Raw genomic sequence first — 19988 nt, 5'->3', positions numbered from 1 at the left:
ACGATTGAAGGAATGAAATATGAAACCGTTTCGAGAAGCAGTGATTCTCGTTTTTTTGTTGTCTCTGGCAGTCGGCTGTTCTGAGAAGTCGGCAGAAAACCAACCAGCTCCCAATAAAACGCCCGAAGTGAGCAAAGCAAAATCACCTGCGAAAGTGAAAGTCCCAGGGGAAGAACTCAAACTGGCGGAGGCGTTGAAAGTTTCTGGAGCGAAACTGAAAACAGACAAAGATGGTTTCGTAATCGAGGTCGATTTTCGGAAAGCCCCCATTGATGACGCCGCGCTTCAGGGAATTGAAGGTTTGTCTCGTCTTCGATCGTTACTCCTGAATGAAACGAAAATCACCGATGCCGCATTGGAACCCGTCGGGGAAATCAAAACACTGGAAAATCTTGATTTACGAGATTGCTCTCTTAATAACAAAGCCATTTCTCATCTGACAGGACTTTCGAAGCTCAAAGCACTGCGGCTGTCAGGAAATTCTGATATCGACGATGATGCGATGGCTGATATTAACCAACTGACGAAATTAAAGGCGTTGATGCTCGATTTCCTCTGGGTCAGCGGCGATGGTCTGGCACATTTGAAAGATCTGAATCAACTCGAAGAGTTATATCTGGCAAAAACTCTCGTCGATGATGAAGGCCTGGCCAGCTTAACACAATTTCCTAAACTGAAGAAAACACGGCTTTCACAAAACCAAATTTCCGACGCAGGACTTGAGGCACTCACCAAAATTCCGCAACTCATCGAACTTGATTTAAGCGAAAACAGCCTGCTCTCCGATACAGGCATGAAGCATCTCTCTGGACTCGGCAAATTGAATAAGCTCAACTTATGGCGCGTCGGTCTCTCTGATGCAGGAGTAGCGCACTTAAAAGATCTGACAAACCTGCAGTGGCTCAATCTGGACAACACTCGATTAGGAAATGCTGGCCTCAAGAACCTGAAAGGAATGAGTCAGCTGAAATTTCTACATCTTGGTTCCACTGCGGTCACAGATGCCGGTTTGCCTGACCTGGAAGGTTTGACGAGTCTGGAAGATCTAAAGCTGACACGTACCGCGGTCACTGAAAAAGGGGTCGCCAACTTGAAAAAGAAATTACCGAATACGGAAATTCAGTTGAAGTACATTGAAGGCCAGTAAAGGCCGGCTCACTCATGATCTGAGGAGCCGGACTGATGTTCTGGCGTTGATCAACTAAGAAACTTCCCAGCCCTTTCGGTATTCTTTGCTGATATACTTATCGGCTGCGGGACAATTTGTGGCCTTGAGATTCGCGGCATCCCATTCGAGAGGCGATTTTGCACGATATGAAACATTGCCGAGCAGAACGGCTTCCGTTAATGCTCCTGAATAATCAAAGTTGCAAGTCGTTGGTGATCCGTCTTTGCAGGCCTTGATCCATTCGGCATGATGGCCGATCGATTTTGGGATGGTTTGCTTAGGTGGTTTGAAGTCAGCAAATTTTTCCTTCGGGAATAATTTGTAACCACCATAGTTGGCAAACATTGTGCCTTCTGTACCTACGAACATGACTCCACTTCCGGGAACCCGTTCGCCGGCTACTTTTTTCGGAATCATGTTTCCATCGTACCAGGTCAGTTTCACGGGAACCAACTTACCCCGCTTGGGGAATTGATAACGCACAGTTAACCCATGTGGACAGGTTTCTGGATGGACTTCCGGACCTTCTGCCTCACAGTGTGTGGGATGCTTTAAATCCAGGGCCCAGAAGGGGAGGTCCATATAATGGCATGCCATATCACCCAGTGTTCCCTGACCGAACTGCCACCAGCGACGCCATTGTGCAGGATGATAGCGGCCTGCGGCAAAGGGCCGTACGGGCGCTGGTCCCAGCCATAAATCCCAACTCAAATTCTTGGGAGGTTCTTGAGTATCGGAAGGAAGTTCCCCTCCGCCCCAGCCTTTACCAACCCAGACATGAACCTCATTGACATCGCCTAAAATTCCGGATTGAACAATTTCCACAACACGCCGGTAATTATCACTGGCATGCACCTGCGTCCCCAATTGGGTTGCCACACCATGTTTTTTTGCTTCCTGGGCAATGATGCGAGCTTCCTGGACTGTATGCGTAAGTGGTTTTTCGCAATAAACATGCAGGCCTTTCCGAATAGCCCGAATCGAGGCAGGGGCGTGATGATGATCGGTCGTTCCAATCACGACAGCATCAATTTTTCCATCTTCGCTTTCGAGCATCTCCCGATAGTCAGCATATCGCCGAGCGCCGGGAAAATTGGCTGACGCACGGTCAAGGTAGTTACTATCGATATCGACCAGAGCGACTATATTCTCACCCTTAACGCCATCAATGTCTGCTGCAGCACGATTGGCAGTTCCAATGCAGGCGATATTCAGCTTTCCATTCGCTGATTTGGAAGCAGCTGGAGCGAATCCGGTCCAGACCCCTGTAGAAATTGCGGCGGCTCCCGCGGTTGTTGACTTAAGAAAATCACGACGGCTGAAATTAGAATTCTTTTGCATTAATCATTTCCATGAAAAGAGGCAGGCCGACAAATTCATCGGCGGGTTGGTGTGATTATTGATTTACAGTTTCATCTCAATTGGAATCTTTTCTTGAAGTCTCCACCTTTCTCTTTACGTTTTCCCTGACAATCTGCTGGATCTTTATCAAGCAGAATCGGCAGAAACCAATCGTCAAGAGAGTGAATCTCCTATAATTTAGTCTTCCTTATTTATGTTAAATGGAATCACCACCTATGGCCATTCCAGATCGGTCTACTTTCATAGATTCTTCAAGAAAGTAGGCCTGAAAATAACTGATTTCTGACTGAAGTCTATTTTTTCGTAAGATAAACCTGCATGGGACCCCGCGTGAGGTTATCTTCCACGACTATGACATCAATCGTTTGTTTTCCCTGATGAAGAGTGACGTCAGAGAACACATATTCTGAACGGTCGGCAGGAACTTTGGCTTGGACCTGATCGGTTCCCACTTTGACAGTCAATTCGGTTCCTGACTGTTCTCGTGCTTTCGTAAATTGCACTTTTATGTCGTAGGTTCCCGTTTGCTCAACATTCACCAACCAGTTGCCGCGTGCATCACGTGTCCAGCCTTTTCCCTTGTGACCCGCGTAACGCCAATCCTGTCGTGTTAATACCGTCATTGGTTCTTTCGCATTACCAATATGAATACGAGGGGGGGCATAATTCTCAGGACGTGTGGAACTTACATCGGCAAACCAGGCATCATATTTCTTCGTCAACTCATTGGCCAAAGTTGATTTGTTGCTGGCAATATCGCTGCGTTCCGCTGGATCATTTCGGAGATCAAATAACTTTCCGGGTTCGCCCTGTTTTGAAAATGTCATTTTATAATCCTGCATCACAACCGCAGCATTGGTATGTGGCGTGGGTTGATCGCCGCGATGCCATTGCAGATAGAGAGATCGATCGGGCCAGTTTTTTGCTTCATTTTTCAACAGCGGTAATACGTTCACGCCATCCAGTTCTAATGATTCTGGTTTCTGCACGCCAGTCGCTGCAAGGATGGTCGGAAAAATATCATAATGGGCGGCAATCCGATCATTGACGGTTCCCGCTTTCAACTGAGCGGGCCAATGTGCCAGTAGCACAGACCGAATACCTCCCTCATTCACAGTGCCTTTCGTTCCACGATGGGAACCTACAAAACGAGGACCATTGGGACCATTGTCATTCAGAAACAACACCAGCGTATTCTCGTAAGCGCCAATCTTTTTCAGATGCTGAAAGAGTTTGCCAATATTTTGATCGATATTCTCAATCATGGAAAAGATACGCGAGGTTTTGTCGAACTGCTTCTTGTTCTTTCTTTTTTTACTCATATCGAAACCATAGGCATCGTTCAAATCCATCGCTTCGTACTTTTTACGCAAGTCTTCGGGCACATCATGAAACGGCCCATGTGGTGCATTCGTGGCGATATACATGAAGGTCGGTTTCTCCTGTGATTCATTTTTCTGAATGAACTTCATCGCATTGTCAAAATAAATGTCGGTACAATAACCTTTCATCTGTTTTTGTTCGCCATTATGAAACAGAACCGGGTCTGTGTATTTGCCAGCTCCTTCCGGCGGGTCGCTGGGTTGTCCAATGCCACCTCCCCGGTGAACGAGCACTTCCTGAAACCCTTGATCCTGCGGACGCAGGGGATAAGAATCACCAAGATGCCACTTCCCAAAGATTCCCGTTGCATAGCCGGCAGGTGATAATGCTTCAGCGATGGTTACTTCTTCTGGTTCGAGCATTGCACGACCAATATAGGTATCGATGGCGCGCGTGCGATAGTTATAACGGCCCGTCATCAGATTTGCTCGCGTGGGAGTACAAACGGGACTGACATAGAAGCGATCCAAGCGTGCACCGCTGGCGGCCATTGCATCGAGATTGGGAGTATTCAGGATTTTGTTCCCCATGAATCCGTAATCCCAGCCCCCCTGATCGTCTGTCATGATGAGTATGACATTCGTGTGTTCAGCGGCTTGGACTTCAGATATCAGATTACTAAATAAAACTAAAACGAAGGAGGAGCAAGTCAGACAGAATAATTTAAGATGTGTCATATTGTGATTTCCAAAAAGTAAGTATGAACCGCACTGATGATCGTATTAATTGGTGAAACTCAAAATCATGTATATTGATAGATTTTAAACTCCCCATGAGGGATGATATAATCCCAGTCTATTCTTTCTTTGAGAACTCTGCAAACCGGTACCCTGAAGAATTGTGTGTACAGGGTTCGTCAGTTTCATTTCTGATTATTTATCGCGAAATTTTTTATCGAGAACAACAATGCAAAGCAGGTATTTTATCTCATTCATTCTGTGCAGCATCGCGATTTTCTGTATGACGACGTCTGTGGTTCGAGCAGCGGAACAAAAACCGAATATTTTATACATCATGTCAGATGACCACGCCGCCCATTCGATAGGCGCTTACCAGGGCCGGTTGGCGGTTGTCAATCCTACACCCACCTTAGATCGTCTGGCCAGCGAAGGCATGTTGCTCAAGAACGTGTTTTGTACAAACTCGATCTGCACACCCAGCCGTGCGACCTTGATGACAGGGCAATACTCTCACGTCAACGGAGTGACCACATTGAATGGCGCCATCGGCGAGGAACATCAACATCTGGCACGGCTTATCAAAGATGCGGGTTATGAAACTGCCATGATCGGAAAATGGCATCTTAAGAAAGAGCCAGCCGCATTTGACTTTTATACCGTTTTGCCCGGGCAGGGAAGTTATTTCAATCCTGTTTTTCGTGTGAGAGGTCCCAAGCCATGGCCAAAAAATGAGTTTCGCTCGAATCGGTATGATTCGAAACATTCTTCAGATGCGATCACAGATATCTCACTCAAATGGTTGAAGAGTCGAAAACAGAAAAAGAAACCATTCTTTTTGATGCATCACTTCAAGGCACCGCATGACAATTTTGAAAATGCGGAACGGTATGACTGGCTCTATCAGGATGTAACCATTCCGGAACCGGAATCACTGCGAACACGTGGGAAGCATGGTCCGCTTGGCCAGGCGCTTTATGGTACTTCGGTAGGCCCCCGAAACAAACGGCGAAATATGGGGCATCACATGTTTGTCGATGAAAATCTGTCGGCTGAAAAATATACAGGTGAAGCATATCAACGTTATCTCAAAAAGTTTCTGCGTTGCGTACGAGGCGTGGATGACAATATCAAACGACTGGTGGAACATCTCAAAGCGACTGGTGATCTGGAGAATACCATCATCGTCTACACAGCAGACCAGGGATTTATGCTGGGTGAGCATGACTATATCGATAAACGCTGGATGTATGAAGAATCTTTACGAATGCCTTTCATTGCACGTTATCCAAAATGGATTAAAGCCCATTCCAAAAATGACACCATGATCAATAATGTCGACTTTGCACCTACTCTATTGGAGATGGCAGGAGTCAAGAAGCCGGAGTTCATGCAGGGACGATCCTTTTTACCGATTCTGAAAGGCGAGCCCACTCCCGCGGACTGGCCTGATGCCACGTATTATCGTTATTGGATGCACATGGCACATCATGACAATCCCGCGCATTACGGAATTCGGACGAAAGATTTTAAATTGATCTTCTTTTATGGTCTGCCTCTGGATGCCCCGGGAGCTGTCAAAACTCCCACACCCCCGCACTGGGAGCTCTATGATTTGCGAAAAGATCCTCGCGAAATGCAGAATGTGATTGCGGATCCCGCTTATCAATCCACTCTTAAGAATTTGAAACATCGGTTGAGCCAGCTCAAGCAACAGACCGGAGATACTGATGACCGCTTTCCGGAATTGAAAAAACGCCGGGATGCATCATGAGTCTACTGCACGGATAACGACAGTCAACAAACCACTGGTCGTTTGAAATTTTTAATAGACCATTAGAGGAACCACCATGAGACCCTGTCAATTGCGCTACCTGCTCTACTTCATCACTTTAATCGCTTTCCCATTGCAAACGATTCAGGCCGAGGAGAATGCGAATACTTATAAAACACTTTCTGATCTCTCTTATCGTGATGCAGATCAACGGCAGCAGACTGAGTATATGCGCGAGCGCTGCAAACTTGATTTTTATTATCCCTCAACAATCAAATACTACCCGACCGTGGTCTGGTTTCACGGTGGGGGCTTAAAGGGGGGCAAGAAAGTCATTCCAGAGGAACTGAAGAATCAGGGCATTGCCATTGTAGCAGTCAATTATCGGTTATACCCCAAAGCTAAAAAGCCGGCTTATCTGGAAGACGCAGCGGCAGCAGTCGCCTGGACTTTCCAGCATGTCGCCGAATATGGCGGCGATCCCGATCTGATATTTGTAGCCGGCCATTCTGCAGGAGGTTATCTCACCAGTATGCTCGGTCTGGATAAACGCTGGTTAGCCACGCATAAAATTGACGCCAACAAAATTGCAGGTTTGATTCCCTATAGCGGGCATTGCATCACACATATGACGGTCCGGGAGGAAATGGGTATCGAACGAGATCAACCGATTATTGACGACATGGCTCCGCTATTTCACGCCCGCAAAGACGCACCGCCGATCCTGCTGATTACGGGTGACCGCGAATTGGAATTCCCCACGCGCTATGAAGAAAACGCTTACATGCATCGTCTGCTCAAAGTGGTCGGACACAAACAGGTACAATTATTTGAACTGGACGGTTTTACTCATGGCAGCATGCTTGAACCCGGTCATTATCTGTTATTAAAAGAAATCAGACGCATTGTCGGCGGCGAGAAATCTGATAAACCCCTGCCAAAAAAGAAATGAATTCGAAATCGAGTCAGGTTTGTGTTCTGAGTCGCAAAGCATTGGCGATGACCGAAATGGAGCTGAAGCTCATGGCGGCGGCGGCAATCATCGGGCTCAATAGTAAACCGAAGAACGGATAGAGAATCCCGGCGGCTATGGGGATTCCCAATGCATTATAGCCAAAGGCAAATAACAGATTCTGATGAATGTTGCGCATCACCAGACGACTTAAGTAAATGGATTCCGCCACACCCATCAAATCCCCTTTTACTAAAGTTACCTCGGCACTTTCAATGGCAATATCCGTCCCCGTGCCCATGGCAATTCCCACATCGGCTTCGACTAGCGCAGGGGCATCATTAATTCCATCACCGGCCATCGCTACTTTATGGCCCGCTGCACGCAGTGTTTTGATTTTCTCGTATTTATCCAGCGGTTTCACACCCGCTTCCACTTCATCGATGTTTAACGACTGCGCCACGGCATGCGCTGTTTTTTCATTGTCGCCCGTTAACATTACAATTTTCAGTCCCAGTTGATGCAGCTTTTCAATCGCCTGCGGAGTCGTTTCCTTAATCGGATCGGAAACAGATAGAAGACCTGCTAACTCATCCGCGACGGCTACGAAGATCACGCCCTGTCCCTGTTCACGGAGTCGGTTGGCGTTTGACATGAGTTCCTCGTTGATGATGATCGATTGTTCGTTCAGAAACCCGGCGCTACCGATCAGAACTGGTTTCCCATCCACTTCACCTTTGACGCCAGAGCCGGTCACTGAGTCAAAATCGGTAACCGTCAGCAGTGCCAGCTCTCGCTCTTTCGCAGCCAGCACAACAGCCTGCGAGAGGGGGTGTTCACTCTGCTGTTCCACGGAAGCGGCCAGTTGCAACAGATTTGACTGATTAAACGCGCCGGCTGTGATGCATTCTGTGAGCTTTGGTTTCCCTTCCGTCAGAGTCCCTGTCTTGTCGACGACCAGTGTATCGACTGCTTGCAGTGTCTCCAGGACTTCGGCATTTTTAATCAAAATTCCACTTTTCGCGCCCCGTCCCACACCCACCATAATCGACATCGGTGTGGCCAATCCTAGTGCACAAGGACAGGCGATAATCAGGACTGCCACAGCATTAATCAACGCATACGCAAATCGCGGTTCAGGACCCAGCCAACTCCAGAGCAGAAATGTCACGATAGAAATCAATAATACCATCGGGACAAAGCGGGCGGCAATTGTGTCAACCACGCGCTGAATAGGAGCGCGGCTGCGTTGTGCACTGGAAACCATTTGGATGATTTGCGACAACAGCGTATCACTGCCTACCTTCCGTGCTTCCATGATGAAAGAACCCGTCTGATTCACGGTGCCTCCAATCACTTCTGCCCCCTGCTCTTTTGAAACGGGCACCGATTCACCCGTTATCATCGATTCATCAATCAGGCTTTTCCCTTCGTGAATCTCACCATCGACGGGAACTTTTTCACCCGGACGCACGCGTAGCAGATTTCCCACCTGCACCTCTTCTAAAGGAATCTCCTGTTCCTTACCCTCGATCATCAGGAACGCCGTTGGTGGCACCAGAGAAAGTAAATCCTGAATGGCACTATTGGTTCGCTTGCGGGCCCTCAATTCCAGCATCTGTCCCAATAAGACGAGGACGGTAATCACCACGGTCGCCTCAAAGTAAAGCTCCACCGTACCTGCCTGCCGAAAGGATTCGGGAAAGATTCCGGGAAAGAGGAGCGCAATGACGCTGTAAACATACGCGGTTCCCGTTCCGATGCCGATCAGGGTGAACATATTGAGATTCAAGCTGCGAATAGAACGCCAGGCGCGTTCATATAAAGGCCAGCCGGCCCAGAACAAGACAGGCGTACTGAGAAGGAACTGGAGCCATCCTGAGACTTTGAGAGGAATCCATTGATGAACGGGGAGGCCTGTCATCGGCAGCATTGCGAGGAGAAAGACCGGTAAGCCGCAGACCAGGGCCAACCAGAATCGACGGGCCATCAATTCATACTCTGCCACTTCTTCGGGCGAATCTTCCTTTTGAGGCATCAGTGGTTCCAGATCCATGCCACAGATGGGACAACTTCCAGGTCCCTGCTGCTCCACTTCGGGATGCATCGGACAGGAATAAATCGTTCCAGGTGGTAACGCCCCCTTCTCTTTCGTTACTGGCTTTGAATCAGCATTCTCATGCTGATGACCGGGATGATGACAACATTCTGATTTGTCTGCGGGCTTCGACTCGTTGGTATCAAGATGCTGCGCCAGAAATTTGTCACGACAACCCTGACTGCAGAAGTACCAAGTCTGATGATCAATGGTTTCCTTGAGTGCTTGGGACTCGTCTACTTCCATATGGCAAATCGGATCAATGGCGGTCATGCTCATCCTATTTCATTTTAACTGAAGAAGTTCATTGATCGAGCTTTGATTGCTCTTTCTCAATCATTCTATCTTTCCAGCTCGCTGCGCTGGCGTGACCAAATACTTTGATCGCGTGGAAAAACAGTCCGATCCCCCAGCCTCCCAATGGCCAGATGAACCAGAGTTTTTCCGGAGATCGTGTCAGGTTTAACGTTATTAAACCCGCATTCACGACAAAATAGATACCGGCATGAATCATAAAACCGATCTTTTTTTCGACGCGGTCTTTGGCCCGTTGATAGTTTTTTTGATTCTCAACCATAACGGTAACTCCTGTCGCCATAAATTAATACTCGAGTCATCTCAATAGAAACAGCTTGGTTTTTGAATATGCAATTCTGACATTCTCAGCTCATACCAGTGTTCTATCAACAAAAAACGGTTATTTGTCAATCACTTGAGAGACAAATAACCGTTGTTAAATTTCGATGCAAAACGATCATTCAGTCTTTCGAAAGATCCAACGCGAGTGCAATCTGCTTCGTTTTTCCGTTAGCTTCAATTTGTATCGGGATTTTCCACTGTGCGGTATGTTGTTTACACAACCCGCCGACTCCATCCCGGCAGTATCCAAAACGTAGATTTAACAAATAGGTTCCCTCTTGATTTTTCAGAGCAGGAAGTTCGATCACGATTTGATCTCCTGCAACCTTAGCCTTTCCTTTCAATACAGTTCCTTGTGCATCTGTGTCTGATTTGAAAGAAAACTTCGCCGGCGCCAGAGGGGACAGTTTAAATTCGGCAGGTAGTTTAGGAACTACACTGATTTTGAGTGGACTGTTGGCTGCCAGCTTTTGTGGGGGAACGGTTAAAGATTGCTTCCCGGTGGCGGCAAAACTGTTATCCGTTTTTTTCGGAGGACTTGGTGGGGATAAGCCCTGTATTTTGAATTCACTGACTTTGTTATCTTTCAGGTTCACGACACAAATACGATGATTATTCGTATCAGCGACAAACAGTCGATCTCCGGCTAGTGCCAGGCCTGAGGGTTCTGAGAATTCAACAGGATTCAGCGCAGCGCCATCTTTACCGGTCCCTAGGAACGTTTTGACCTCATTCGTTTTAAGATCGATGGTTTTGAGTTTGTGATTATAAGTGTCAGCCACGAACAGGCGGCCCTTGTCATAAAGAACTCCCAGTGGATGTTGCAAGCGCGACTTTTCACCGATACCATCTTTATCACCAAACTCGAACAGGGATCGGCCGCGTTCCAGATCGGATGTACCCGCAATTGTTGTCACATTTTTCTGTTTGGTATCTACTTTTCGAACTGCAGATCCTTCACTGTCTACGACGTAAAACAGATCGCCATCAACGGTGATATCAGACGTTTGAGCAAATGCGGATGCTTCCAGAGAACCGTTGGTAATATCTTCACGACCTGAACCGGCATATACGCCGATTTGATCCGAACCGAGTTTGTGCGACCAGATCTGATGTGGTCCTGCCATACAGATATAGAGTACGCCGTTGATTTCCGCTAATGCCCACGGACTGTTGAGAGCCAACTCTCTGAGTTTCCCACCTGGAGAACGATGGCGAGCCTGTTCGCCGGTTCCCGCCAGTGTCTGTACTTCTTTCTTGGAGAGATCCACGGTGCGAATCATATGGTTTTCCGTATCAGCCACATACAATGTATTTCCGACCAGTGCCATGCCTTGTGGATGATCAAAGGAGGCTGTTTTGTAGTCACCATCTTTTTTACCGATTTGCCCCGAGCCGATGACGTCAATCAGCTTTCCGTCAAGTGAGGTAATCACAATCCGGTTATGATTGCTGTCGGAAATAAAGAGTCGCTGATGTGGTACATCCGCAAGGAGTTTACCGGGGAACTTTAAAGGAGTCGGTTTTAATTTGGCTGACTCCAATTCAAACTGGAAGGGGGTTTCGTCAAGCGTTCCTTTGGCACGATGATATGCGATCAGTTGATCCAGGACCTTCACAAGAATCTCGCGGTTCCCTTCTCCGGACAAATGCCCGCAGTATTTACCTTCCGGATCAATGAGTACCATCGAAGGCCAAGCGCGCACTCCATATTTTCGCCAGACCGTCATATTGGAATCGTTGATGACCGGGTGTTTGATCTCATAACGTTGAATCGCACGGCGAATATTGTCCGTATCTTTTTCATTTTCGAATTTGGCGGAATGGCAACCGATCACCACCAGTTCGTTGGGATACTTCTTCTCCAGATAAGCCAGATCGGGCAAGACGTGCATGCAGTTAATGCAGCAGTATGTCCAAAAATCGATCAGGACGACTTTGCCTCGCAGGTCTTTTAGTGTGATCTCACCTGATGTGTTCAACCATTCTTTCCCGCCATCCAGACTGGGAGCCGCTGGCCGATTCGGAAAGGGATTTTTTTCAATCACCTCTTTTTTCTCTGGGGAAGTTTTTTCAGACTGTTTCGATTCTTTCGCAGGCGTCTTTTCATCTGCCAGGAGAGACGAACCGCAGAGAAGAATACTGGTGATCGCTAAAAAGAAGCCTGAAGCTATGAAATGAGATCGATTCAGAAATACTTGCTTTCCGGGCATACCAGATTCTCCACGTTTTTTGGTTGGCGATTTTAGGTAGGATTCAATTTGATCGAGTGCTTCTCTGAAAGAGTACATACCTATTGTAGGCCCTACTTTTTGCAGTGGAACAGTTCAGAGTCGAAAATTCACGAAACCAATCAAGATTGAGTGATGAGTTGAACAGGATCGAACTTCAGATTCAACGGCCAGAGAGAAAGCAGATCTGTTATTCGTGTCGAAGTGCTTCAATGGGATCAAGCTTGGCGGCAGAGATCGCTGGATAAATTCCGGAAAGAATTCCGATCGTCACAGAAATACCAAAGGCGACCGGCAGGCTCCAGAAGGCGATCTGCGGTTGCAAGTCAAAGAACATTCGGCCGACATCAGAACCAGCCGTATTGCCTTCCATGACGAAATTTTGAACAAACCATTGAATTCCCAGGAATGTCACAGGCGTGAGTAATCCAAACACAACACCAATTAATCCACCCGAACCAGCCAACACGATGGTCTCTGTAAGAAACTGTTCGACAATATCACTCTGACGGGCTCCCAGTGCGCGACGCACGCCGATTTCTCTTGTTCGTTCTGTAACCGTTGCCAGCATGATATTCATAATCCCGATGCCACCTACCACAAGACTGATGGCGGCGATTGATCCTAATACGACATTAAAGATCATTCGAATCTGTTCTGCCTGTTTGAGTAATTCCAGGGGAACGACAACGGCATAATCTTTGGTGCGCGGATGCGTTTGCTCCAGGGTTTCACGAATTGCCTCAGCGGTCGAGAGCACCGCGTCTTTATCATTCACGCGCAGAGTAATCTGGTGTAGTTCAATCTGCTCAGCCGTATTACTGCCGGCTTGAGTTTTGATATCAAGATCCCCTTCGCGCGCTTGCAGCGTCTTGATGGGGACGTAAACATCTTTGTTGTAATCCTGACCGGACAGACTACCCCCAATTGCCGCAGAGGCGGTACGATCTTTTGTAACGCCGACCACGGTGTAATACATTGAGCCAATGCGAATGGATTTCCCGACGGGGTCTTCGAACTTAAATAAGATATTGGCAACTTCATTGGCGATCACAGCGACATTCAATAAGTTTTCCTGATCACTGTTCGTCAGGAATCGACCTTGTGACAAAGTCAGATGATTCATTTCCAGATAATCAGCAGTGCAACCGACGACACGTGCATTCATGGATTCTTTGAGATGGCGAATTTCTCTGTCTACTTCACGTATCGGTACCGCCTTCGTGATGGTGGGTATTGTATTGGTCAGAATTTTATAGTCTGATCTCAATAATCCATAAGACAAAACGCGGCTGCCCGAAGATGACTGCACGACTTCAGTCGGAGGTTTGACACTGCGGACAATCACATTCGTGGCCCCCAGTTCCAAAACCTGTCTTTGGGCCTGCGCGCTGGCGCCTTCGCCAATCGCCAACATCGCGATCACAGAAAAGACTCCAAACACAATTCCCAGCATCGTCAGTCCGGACCGCAGCTTATGGAGCAATAAGCTCTTCAGCGCGAGTCGAACAATGCGAATAATGTGAGTCATGTTAGTGACCTGAGTGAAACGAAATTAAGCAAGTACAAGGATGGTTAACGTGTGGGGATGGATTGTTTGATCAGCGTCTCGTTTTCAATGAGACCATCTTTCATAGTAATCTGACGTTTGGTTTGCCTGGCGATACTCGGTTCGTGAGTCACCATAATAATAGTACGTCCATCCTCATTCAGTTTGTGAAGAATGTCCATAATCTCGGCTTCTGTTGTGGAATCCAGGTTACCCGTTGGTTCGTCTGCCAGGATAATCTGAGGATCATTCACAAGCGCTCGCGCAATCGAAACGCGCTGCTGTTGCCCACCGGATAGCTGAAACGGACGGTGATCGGTTCTATCGCCTAAGCCTACCATATTGGCCAGTTCCAGGCACCATTCCCGTTCTGCGCGTCCAATAGGAGGGTAGCCAGCTCGATACAACAAGGGGACTTCGATATTTTCCAGAACTGAATATTGTGCAATCAGATTGAACGACTGAAAGATGAATCCTATCATGTCATTCCGCATCGCCGAAAGTTCATCATCATCCAGCGTGGAGACATCACGGCCTCCCAGAAAATACTGGCCGCTGGTGGGACGGTCGAGTGCTCCCAAGAGATTGAGTAGCGTACTTTTCCCACTCCCGGAAGATCCCATAACGGCAACGAAATCACCTTCTGGAAAGTCTGTTGAGACGCCCCGTAATGCTTTTACCACAACGGAGCCCAGATCATAGAATTTGGTGAGGTCGACAACTTGAGCAGCCAACCTCATGGTCGTTTGGCTCCCGAAGGCCTGCCGCCTCCTGAAGGAGGTTTCAACTTGCTGAGTTCACCCGCATTGAGAAATCCATCTTTGTTGGTATCAATGGTGGAGAAGCGTTCCTTCAGTGCCGCTGGTACTTCCTCTTTGGAAACTTTGCCATCAGAATTTTTATCGAAGCGTTTCACAAACCCGGCAGCACCTCCGGTTGATTTTTTCGTTCCGGCGGGTTGCTTTCCTGATTTTCCTGATTTTCCTGATTTTCCTGATGGTTTTCCGGGTTTTCCGGACGGTGGAGATTTCTGCCTCGCTTGACCGGGAGCTTGCTTAGACGCCTGCTCTTTCTTTTCCAGAGACAATTGTTCTTCCAGTTCAATCAGTTCATCAGCAAAGTGTGTTCGAGGATTCAAAATCACTTCTTCGCCAGTTTTGATCCCATCCAGAATTTCGATCATCGTATCACTGGCTTGCCCGATTTTAATTGATTTTCTGACAGGGTTGCCCTCTTCGGAAATCACAAAAATGTACCGGTTCTCTCCGATGGTGATTACCGATTGCACGGGAACCTGGAGGACACCATCTCTTTCCTCGATTCGAATTTCGATTTCCGCAGTTAAGCCGGGTTTCAGCTTGGTAATATCAGCCCCGTTCGGCAGGATTTTGATCGTCGCCTTGTATTCTTTCAGATCGGGACGCATCCAGTTAGAGGAAATCGGGACGGAAGAAATCTGGTCAACAACACCCGTGTAAATTTCTTCAGGAAAGGCATCAACGCGTATATCAACCGGCAACTGTTCTTTAATCAAACTGATTTTAGATTCATGAATCCGTGCATCGACTTTCATCAGCGAGAAATCGGGCAATTGAATAATGGCCTGACGCTCACGGACTTGAGTCCCTTCTTCAATCACATCTTCGCCATTGCCACGACGACTGCTGCCCTGATTGGCATAAACGACTTGTCCATTTTGAGGTGCGATCAGTTTACAGGAATCAATCTGTTCCAACATTCGTTCCAGTTCACTCTTCTCAACTTCGTAAGTTAACTGGCTCGCTTTGAGCTTGGCTTCAAACTGGGTTAGGGTCGCATCCCCTTTATTTTTAACCCGAGTCATATTCCTTTCTTTTTCTTTGACGTCAGCCTCTAATTCTTTACGCTTGCGTTCCTGAACATAATCTTTTTCAACTTTCAGATCTTCTTTTGCAATCTCAAGATCGATCTCTGCTTTCACAACAGTAATGCGGTCTGCTTCCACATCATTCTGATTTTTATAACCTTTCTTCGCGATCCGTTTCGAAAACTCAAAGTTTTCTTCGGCACGTTTCAGGTCTTCCCGGGATTTGGTGATGGCCCCCTGTTTGACATTCAAATCGCGTTGCGATTCTCCCTTCAAAAATTTATCCCGATCAAGTATTGCCAGTTCCCAGGCAAGCTTCGCTGCATCGTTGTCACTCTCATTTTGCGTTTTCTGAATGTCAACATTCAGTTCAGCCTGTTTTAGAGTGGCGTCTGCCTGTGTCACCTGAATTTGTTGCTGCTTTTCTTTATCAACCAGCAGCGCAGAGTCAAGCAAACACACCTGCTCTCCCGCTTTGACCATCGTGCCTTCAGGAACAATGCTGAGGATCGTTGTATAACCTTTGACTTTGCTGGTGAGTGTGACGTTATTCAAGCTGTCGAGTTGGCCGCGCTCAGTTACCGTGACACGAAAAGGCCCTTTTGTTGCCAGATCAGTTATATAGGTCATATCTTTCTTCTTTCCGGAAGAGAAAGAAGATAAGACAGGCTTTCGCAGCGCAGGGACGAGCAGCACCGTAATCCCCAAAACAATTACTGTATAAAACAGCAGCTTTGCTTTACTGGGTAGTTTTCGGTGAGTTTTCATTGTCTGTGGCGATGCTGTTGAGTTCTGCTGCAGGTCGGAAGACAACTTGTTGGATGGCTTCGTCTGCAACGACTCTTGCTTCAGCTGGTCCTGGGGGGGGTTGGCGGTGCTCATGGGTGGGCTTGGTTCTTCCCGCGCGGTGTTGGTAGAAATCGTCTTTCCAAATTCCATTTTCATCTATCTCCATAATACCCATATCGCGATAGATGTTAAGTCGGTTTTGTTCATAATTTACCCAGTTACTGATTAAACTGTTTTGTGCGGATAATACTGTACGTAACGCATTTAACAAATTTAAGCCTTGATTATTGCCTTGATTTCCGCCTGCCTTTTTGGGATCTGTAGTCGACTCGACTGCATTATCATACTGTAAAGCTGCTAAACGAATCTGAACCCGGGATGTTTCGAAATTTTGACGCAAGGCCGAGAGTTGACGCCAACTTCGGCGAATTTCAAACTTCGTTGTATCTTCGGCTGCCATAAAATCACGCCGTTGTCGCTGGTAATCTATTTGAGACTCCCGGTAGGCATTTCGCTCTTGTACCAGTGATAAGGGAGCTGTAAATTCAACACCTGCACGAAATCCTGCACGACTACTGCTGAAATCCAATGGTTTATTTTGGCCGAGAGGAGTGCTGACATCTCCATCGACTACGACATTTAACACCGCTTCGAGAGAATTAGACCGCACTTCCATTAATCTTCGTGCATCCATCACGAAACCACGCTGGTTCATCAGATCCAGCCGATTATCAAGACCTATCCGAACCACCTCTGCTGGATCCATCATAAATGGTTCCAGGGTAATCATTTCCACCCGCAGGCCGATTTCAATCACCTGCATCCCCTGGGAGGTTCGCAGCATATCTTCCCGCAGATTTGCCATCTCCAGGACGATTTTCTTTTTTTGGTCATTCGATAATTTGTCTTCACTGAGAAAACTTTTCAGTCCATCAAGACGACTCTGTATGTTTTGGATTTCTTTGCGAACCCCCGAGTACAACCGTATATCATTCTGCGTACTTTGACGAACACGGTTTCGATCTTCGTCTGACAGGAAACGACGTTTGCGTAATGCCAGAAGCTCTTCTGATACCCCTTCCTGATTATCACCCAGCAACAGTTCTACATTTTTGATGTCCTGCTCCAGGGTCATGACAGCATCTGTTTTTAGTTTACTCAACAGTTGTTGCAGACCTTCCACCACATGCTTTAACTCTGCCGTTGTGGGGGGCACTAGTTTTGGATCTTCCCAGTCTTCTACATAAACCTGCGCCCAGACCTCAACATAATCATAGATTTCCTGTTCAATTTGAGGCAGAATGGGATCGATCAACTCAAAAGGTTTCAAGAGTGAGTCATCAATGCTCATAGGCATATTGGGAGGCAAACCGAGAAAAATTTTGAAACTTCCCAACGAATCCTGGAAAATACGTTCTATTGTTCGCAGGCTATTGATCGACTGTGCTAATTGAGATTCCAACTGTGCCACATCTAATGTCACGACTTCCGTGCGGATGCGCTGAACTAACTCGTTGACGGTTGTCTGATAGTCTTCTTCATCGCTTAAAGCCAGTAGAAGTTTTTCCTGTTCTTCGGTCATCTCTCCATTCCAGGAGAGCATGCGTTTTTCATCATCAAATTCCAGTTTGTCTACGAGTTCCGGAGGAAGGTTCCAGTTTGGAGGCAGCTGATCCAGTCGTTCCGATTGTACTTTCGGCTTCTGTGAAGAGAGCGCCCGAAGAATTTCGACCTGACGTTCGAGGCGTTTGATATTACCCCGCTCGTTGTTGATGACCTGAAGCTGTTGCAGCAACTGCAAAAAACCATTGCCGCCGGCTACTGTATCGGTAAAGAATTCTTTTCGAAACCGGGCCAGGGTTCGAGTCTGATACAACACATTCCGTTCATCCTGTGTCAGATTATTCAGCACGACCTTGCGACCCGCGCCTAATAATAAAGGTTGTACGAGAGAATAAGAGAGTAGACTGACGGAATTGGTTTGATTGGAACCTGAGAATAACCAGAGTGTGTTATTGGCAATTTCGACAGCCCATTGTGCACCGGTGGGAAGTACCTGATTGATGCCAATTCGGCTGGCTAAATTCAATTCCTGCGAACCGTTTTGTCGGCGTCGTCGGTTGAGATCGGCTGTTGGGTTTTGTCCCCCGACGCCAAGATAACGCACGTCAAACTGAAACCGCCCGAAGGTTAAATCTAACGCTGCTAGAAACAGGTTTTCGATTTGAAATTGATATTCGCGACTATTAATGTTGGCAATATCTATGGATTCACGCAGTGTGATCTCATTGAGCGCCGGCAACTGGGTGCCCTGCAGTGCATTGCCTGAAGCAGCAATTTCTGCGCTCAATTCCGGATTGATGCCATACTGTACCAGCCAGTCGGGATTTTCGATACTCAATGCCCGCCCCAGTTTATGCCAGCTTTGATACCCCTTTTTACACTGCAACCAGTGCATATAAACATTGGCAGCAGGGTCATCGGGTGGCAACGGTTCATGGTTGGGATCATAGGGATCATAAAATCGACTGCGCGGATCAGGTTCTACATCAAATCGAGGGACCTGCCATGCAGGGTCGTTCGCATTCTCAGCGAGAATTTCATACGTGTCCTTATTCGCTTGATCAAACCAGAATGTCGGAGAACAACCGGCGTGCATTACCATTCCGAATACGATCAAGACCATCGTATAAAATGGTTTGAGATAATCACAAAATGAAAACGGTTTTGTGCGTCGCATGAAAAATCCGTTACAGTAATTTATTTTGAAGTTTGGAATCGTCAGAGTGATGTTTGTTAAATAATTAAGCCGCAGGAAAACCCTGGAATGGATAGGGACTGGAAACGTCCTGAAATGTTTTTACGGTTTCGCGTTGAGAGCGTTGCGTATATGCCGACTTGAGCAAGGCCTGCAGAATGCCGGTCAGTTGACGACGTTGATCTGAATTTAAGGATGTCAGCAGACGATGTGATACCATTCCATGACAGGTTTTGACCCGTTCCAGAAGACGTAATCCCTGATCAGTTACCTGCAGCACGCGTTTGCGACGATCTTTCTTTGACTGCTCTCGGATCACTAATTGATCACCTTCCATGCGTTCAATCAGCGTGCAGATATTCGATTCAGATTGCCCGAGTTTGCGTGCAAGTTCCGATTGCGAACATCCCGTTTCATTCACGGCAACAATGACCTTCAGCGCTGAGTAGCGCACTTCATTGATATCCAGTTGTGCAAAAGTATTGTTCAAAGCCGACCTGGCTAAATGCGCGGTCCTAATCAGTAGATCAATCTGTTCGACACATTCATTATTTTGCAATAATCTCCAATCGGTTGTTTCTAACGGAGATTCTGAAATTGGTTTACTATCCTGTTCCATATACACCAGCCTCAAACTTACTTTTAGAATAAATTTCGTTCTGAAATTGACGCCACTTCACCTGCGCGCAAAGTACTACCGCTAAGTCATATTTCGGACATGAAGTATTAGTATCTGAAGGAGTTATCGGCATAACCGTCAAA

At 47.1% G+C, this 19988-nt stretch carries 13 protein-coding genes; 3 read left to right on the top strand and 10 right to left on the bottom strand.

Annotated features, from left to right (window positions below; all coding sequences use genetic code 11):
• Nucleotides 1–19 precede the first annotated feature (19 nt).
• On the top strand, nucleotides 20–1147 hold the full coding sequence (locus Q0668_RS14100; RefSeq protein WP_298865781.1) for a hypothetical protein: 1128 nt from the start codon (nucleotides 20–22) through the stop codon (nucleotides 1145–1147).
• A gap of 54 nt (nucleotides 1148–1201) precedes the next feature.
• Here Q0668_RS14100 and Q0668_RS14095 read toward each other — a convergent pair whose 3' ends face one another.
• Nucleotides 1202–2509 (bottom strand): Gfo/Idh/MocA family oxidoreductase, encoded by a 1308-nt coding sequence (locus Q0668_RS14095; RefSeq protein ID WP_298865778.1) that lies wholly within the window; start codon nucleotides 2507–2509, stop codon nucleotides 1202–1204.
• Nucleotides 2510–2823: 314 nt separating this feature from the next.
• A complete protein-coding gene (locus Q0668_RS14090; RefSeq protein WP_298865776.1) occupies nucleotides 2824–4590 on the bottom strand; it encodes an arylsulfatase in 1767 nt (588 codons plus the stop codon).
• Nucleotides 4591–4873: 283 nt separating this feature from the next.
• Between Q0668_RS14090 and Q0668_RS14085 the strand changes: the two genes are divergently transcribed.
• Both Q0668_RS14085 and Q0668_RS14080 read left to right on the top strand, forming a co-directional pair.
• Nucleotides 4874–6364, top strand: a complete 1491-nt coding sequence (locus tag Q0668_RS14085) for a sulfatase (RefSeq protein ID WP_298865775.1) — start codon at nucleotides 4874–4876, stop codon at nucleotides 6362–6364.
• A 76-nt stretch (nucleotides 6365–6440) separates the two neighbouring features.
• Nucleotides 6441–7316: an alpha/beta hydrolase gene (locus Q0668_RS14080; RefSeq protein ID WP_298865773.1), complete on the top strand. Its 876-nt coding sequence runs from the start codon at nucleotides 6441–6443 to the stop codon at nucleotides 7314–7316.
• Between the two features lie 13 nt (nucleotides 7317–7329).
• Here Q0668_RS14080 and Q0668_RS14075 read toward each other — a convergent pair whose 3' ends face one another.
• The 8 genes from Q0668_RS14075 to Q0668_RS14040 all read right to left on the bottom strand — a co-directional run bounded on the left by Q0668_RS14075 (nucleotide 7330) and on the right by Q0668_RS14040 (nucleotide 19845).
• Nucleotides 7330–9687 (bottom strand): heavy metal translocating P-type ATPase, encoded by a 2358-nt coding sequence (locus Q0668_RS14075; protein ID WP_298865771.1) that lies wholly within the window; start codon nucleotides 9685–9687, stop codon nucleotides 7330–7332.
• 31 nt (nucleotides 9688–9718) lie between these two features.
• Nucleotides 9719–9991: a 2TM domain-containing protein gene (locus Q0668_RS14070; RefSeq protein ID WP_298865769.1), complete on the bottom strand. Its 273-nt coding sequence runs from the start codon at nucleotides 9989–9991 to the stop codon at nucleotides 9719–9721.
• A 181-nt stretch (nucleotides 9992–10172) separates the two neighbouring features.
• Nucleotides 10173–12266: a thioredoxin-like domain-containing protein gene (locus Q0668_RS14065; RefSeq protein ID WP_298865767.1), complete on the bottom strand. Its 2094-nt coding sequence runs from the start codon at nucleotides 12264–12266 to the stop codon at nucleotides 10173–10175.
• A 208-nt stretch (nucleotides 12267–12474) separates the two neighbouring features.
• Nucleotides 12475–13815, bottom strand: coding sequence for an ABC transporter permease (locus tag Q0668_RS14060; protein ID WP_298865765.1), 1341 nt, complete (start codon nucleotides 13813–13815; stop codon nucleotides 12475–12477).
• A 44-nt stretch (nucleotides 13816–13859) separates the two neighbouring features.
• Nucleotides 13860–14573: an ABC transporter ATP-binding protein gene (locus tag Q0668_RS14055; protein WP_298865763.1), complete on the bottom strand. Its 714-nt coding sequence runs from the start codon at nucleotides 14571–14573 to the stop codon at nucleotides 13860–13862.
• The gene (locus Q0668_RS14050; protein ID WP_298865761.1) at nucleotides 14570–16447 is read right to left on the bottom strand and encodes an HlyD family efflux transporter periplasmic adaptor subunit; all 1878 of its coding nucleotides are present in this window, start codon (nucleotides 16445–16447) and stop codon (nucleotides 14570–14572) included. The genes Q0668_RS14055 and Q0668_RS14050 overlap by 4 nt, the downstream gene beginning before the upstream one ends.
• The gene (locus Q0668_RS14045) at nucleotides 16419–19208 is read right to left on the bottom strand and encodes a hypothetical protein (RefSeq protein ID WP_298865759.1); all 2790 of its coding nucleotides are present in this window, start codon (nucleotides 19206–19208) and stop codon (nucleotides 16419–16421) included. Before Q0668_RS14045 ends, Q0668_RS14050 begins: the two co-directional genes overlap by 29 nt.
• Nucleotides 19209–19272: 64 nt before the next feature.
• The gene (locus Q0668_RS14040) at nucleotides 19273–19845 is read right to left on the bottom strand and encodes a MarR family transcriptional regulator (RefSeq protein ID WP_298865758.1); all 573 of its coding nucleotides are present in this window, start codon (nucleotides 19843–19845) and stop codon (nucleotides 19273–19275) included.
• Nucleotides 19846–19988: the final 143 nt, after the last annotated feature.

It is taken from the genome of uncultured Gimesia sp. (assembly GCF_937910335.1).
Classification (GTDB): Bacteria; Planctomycetota; Planctomycetia; order Planctomycetales; family Planctomycetaceae; genus Gimesia.
This window is presented reverse-complemented; position numbering and strand designations above follow the sequence as displayed.

Bases quoted from the DNA above. Each gene is read 5' to 3' on its own strand.
- Q0668_RS14100 (WP_298865781.1), top strand. From the start codon at position 20: ATGAAACCGTTTCGAGAAGCAGTGATTCTCGTTTTTTTGTTGTCTCTG.
- Q0668_RS14095 (WP_298865778.1), bottom strand. From the start codon at position 2,509: ATGCAAAAGAATTCTAATTTCAGCCGTCGTGATTTTCTTAAGTCAACA.
- Q0668_RS14090 (WP_298865776.1), bottom strand. From the start codon at position 4,590: ATGACACATCTTAAATTATTCTGTCTGACTTGCTCCTCCTTCGTTTTA.
- Q0668_RS14085 (WP_298865775.1), top strand. From the start codon at position 4,874: ATGACGACGTCTGTGGTTCGAGCAGCGGAACAAAAACCGAATATTTTA.
- Q0668_RS14080 (WP_298865773.1), top strand. From the start codon at position 6,441: ATGAGACCCTGTCAATTGCGCTACCTGCTCTACTTCATCACTTTAATC.
- Q0668_RS14075 (WP_298865771.1), bottom strand. From the start codon at position 9,687: ATGACCGCCATTGATCCGATTTGCCATATGGAAGTAGACGAGTCCCAA.
- Q0668_RS14070 (WP_298865769.1), bottom strand. From the start codon at position 9,991: ATGGTTGAGAATCAAAAAAACTATCAACGGGCCAAAGACCGCGTCGAA.
- Q0668_RS14065 (WP_298865767.1), bottom strand. From the start codon at position 12,266: ATGCCCGGAAAGCAAGTATTTCTGAATCGATCTCATTTCATAGCTTCA.
- Q0668_RS14060 (WP_298865765.1), bottom strand. From the start codon at position 13,815: ATGACTCACATTATTCGCATTGTTCGACTCGCGCTGAAGAGCTTATTG.
- Q0668_RS14055 (WP_298865763.1), bottom strand. From the start codon at position 14,573: ATGAGGTTGGCTGCTCAAGTTGTCGACCTCACCAAATTCTATGATCTG.
- Q0668_RS14050 (WP_298865761.1), bottom strand. From the start codon at position 16,447: ATGAAAACTCACCGAAAACTACCCAGTAAAGCAAAGCTGCTGTTTTAT.
- Q0668_RS14045 (WP_298865759.1), bottom strand. From the start codon at position 19,208: ATGCGACGCACAAAACCGTTTTCATTTTGTGATTATCTCAAACCATTT.
- Q0668_RS14040 (WP_298865758.1), bottom strand. From the start codon at position 19,845: ATGGAACAGGATAGTAAACCAATTTCAGAATCTCCGTTAGAAACAACC.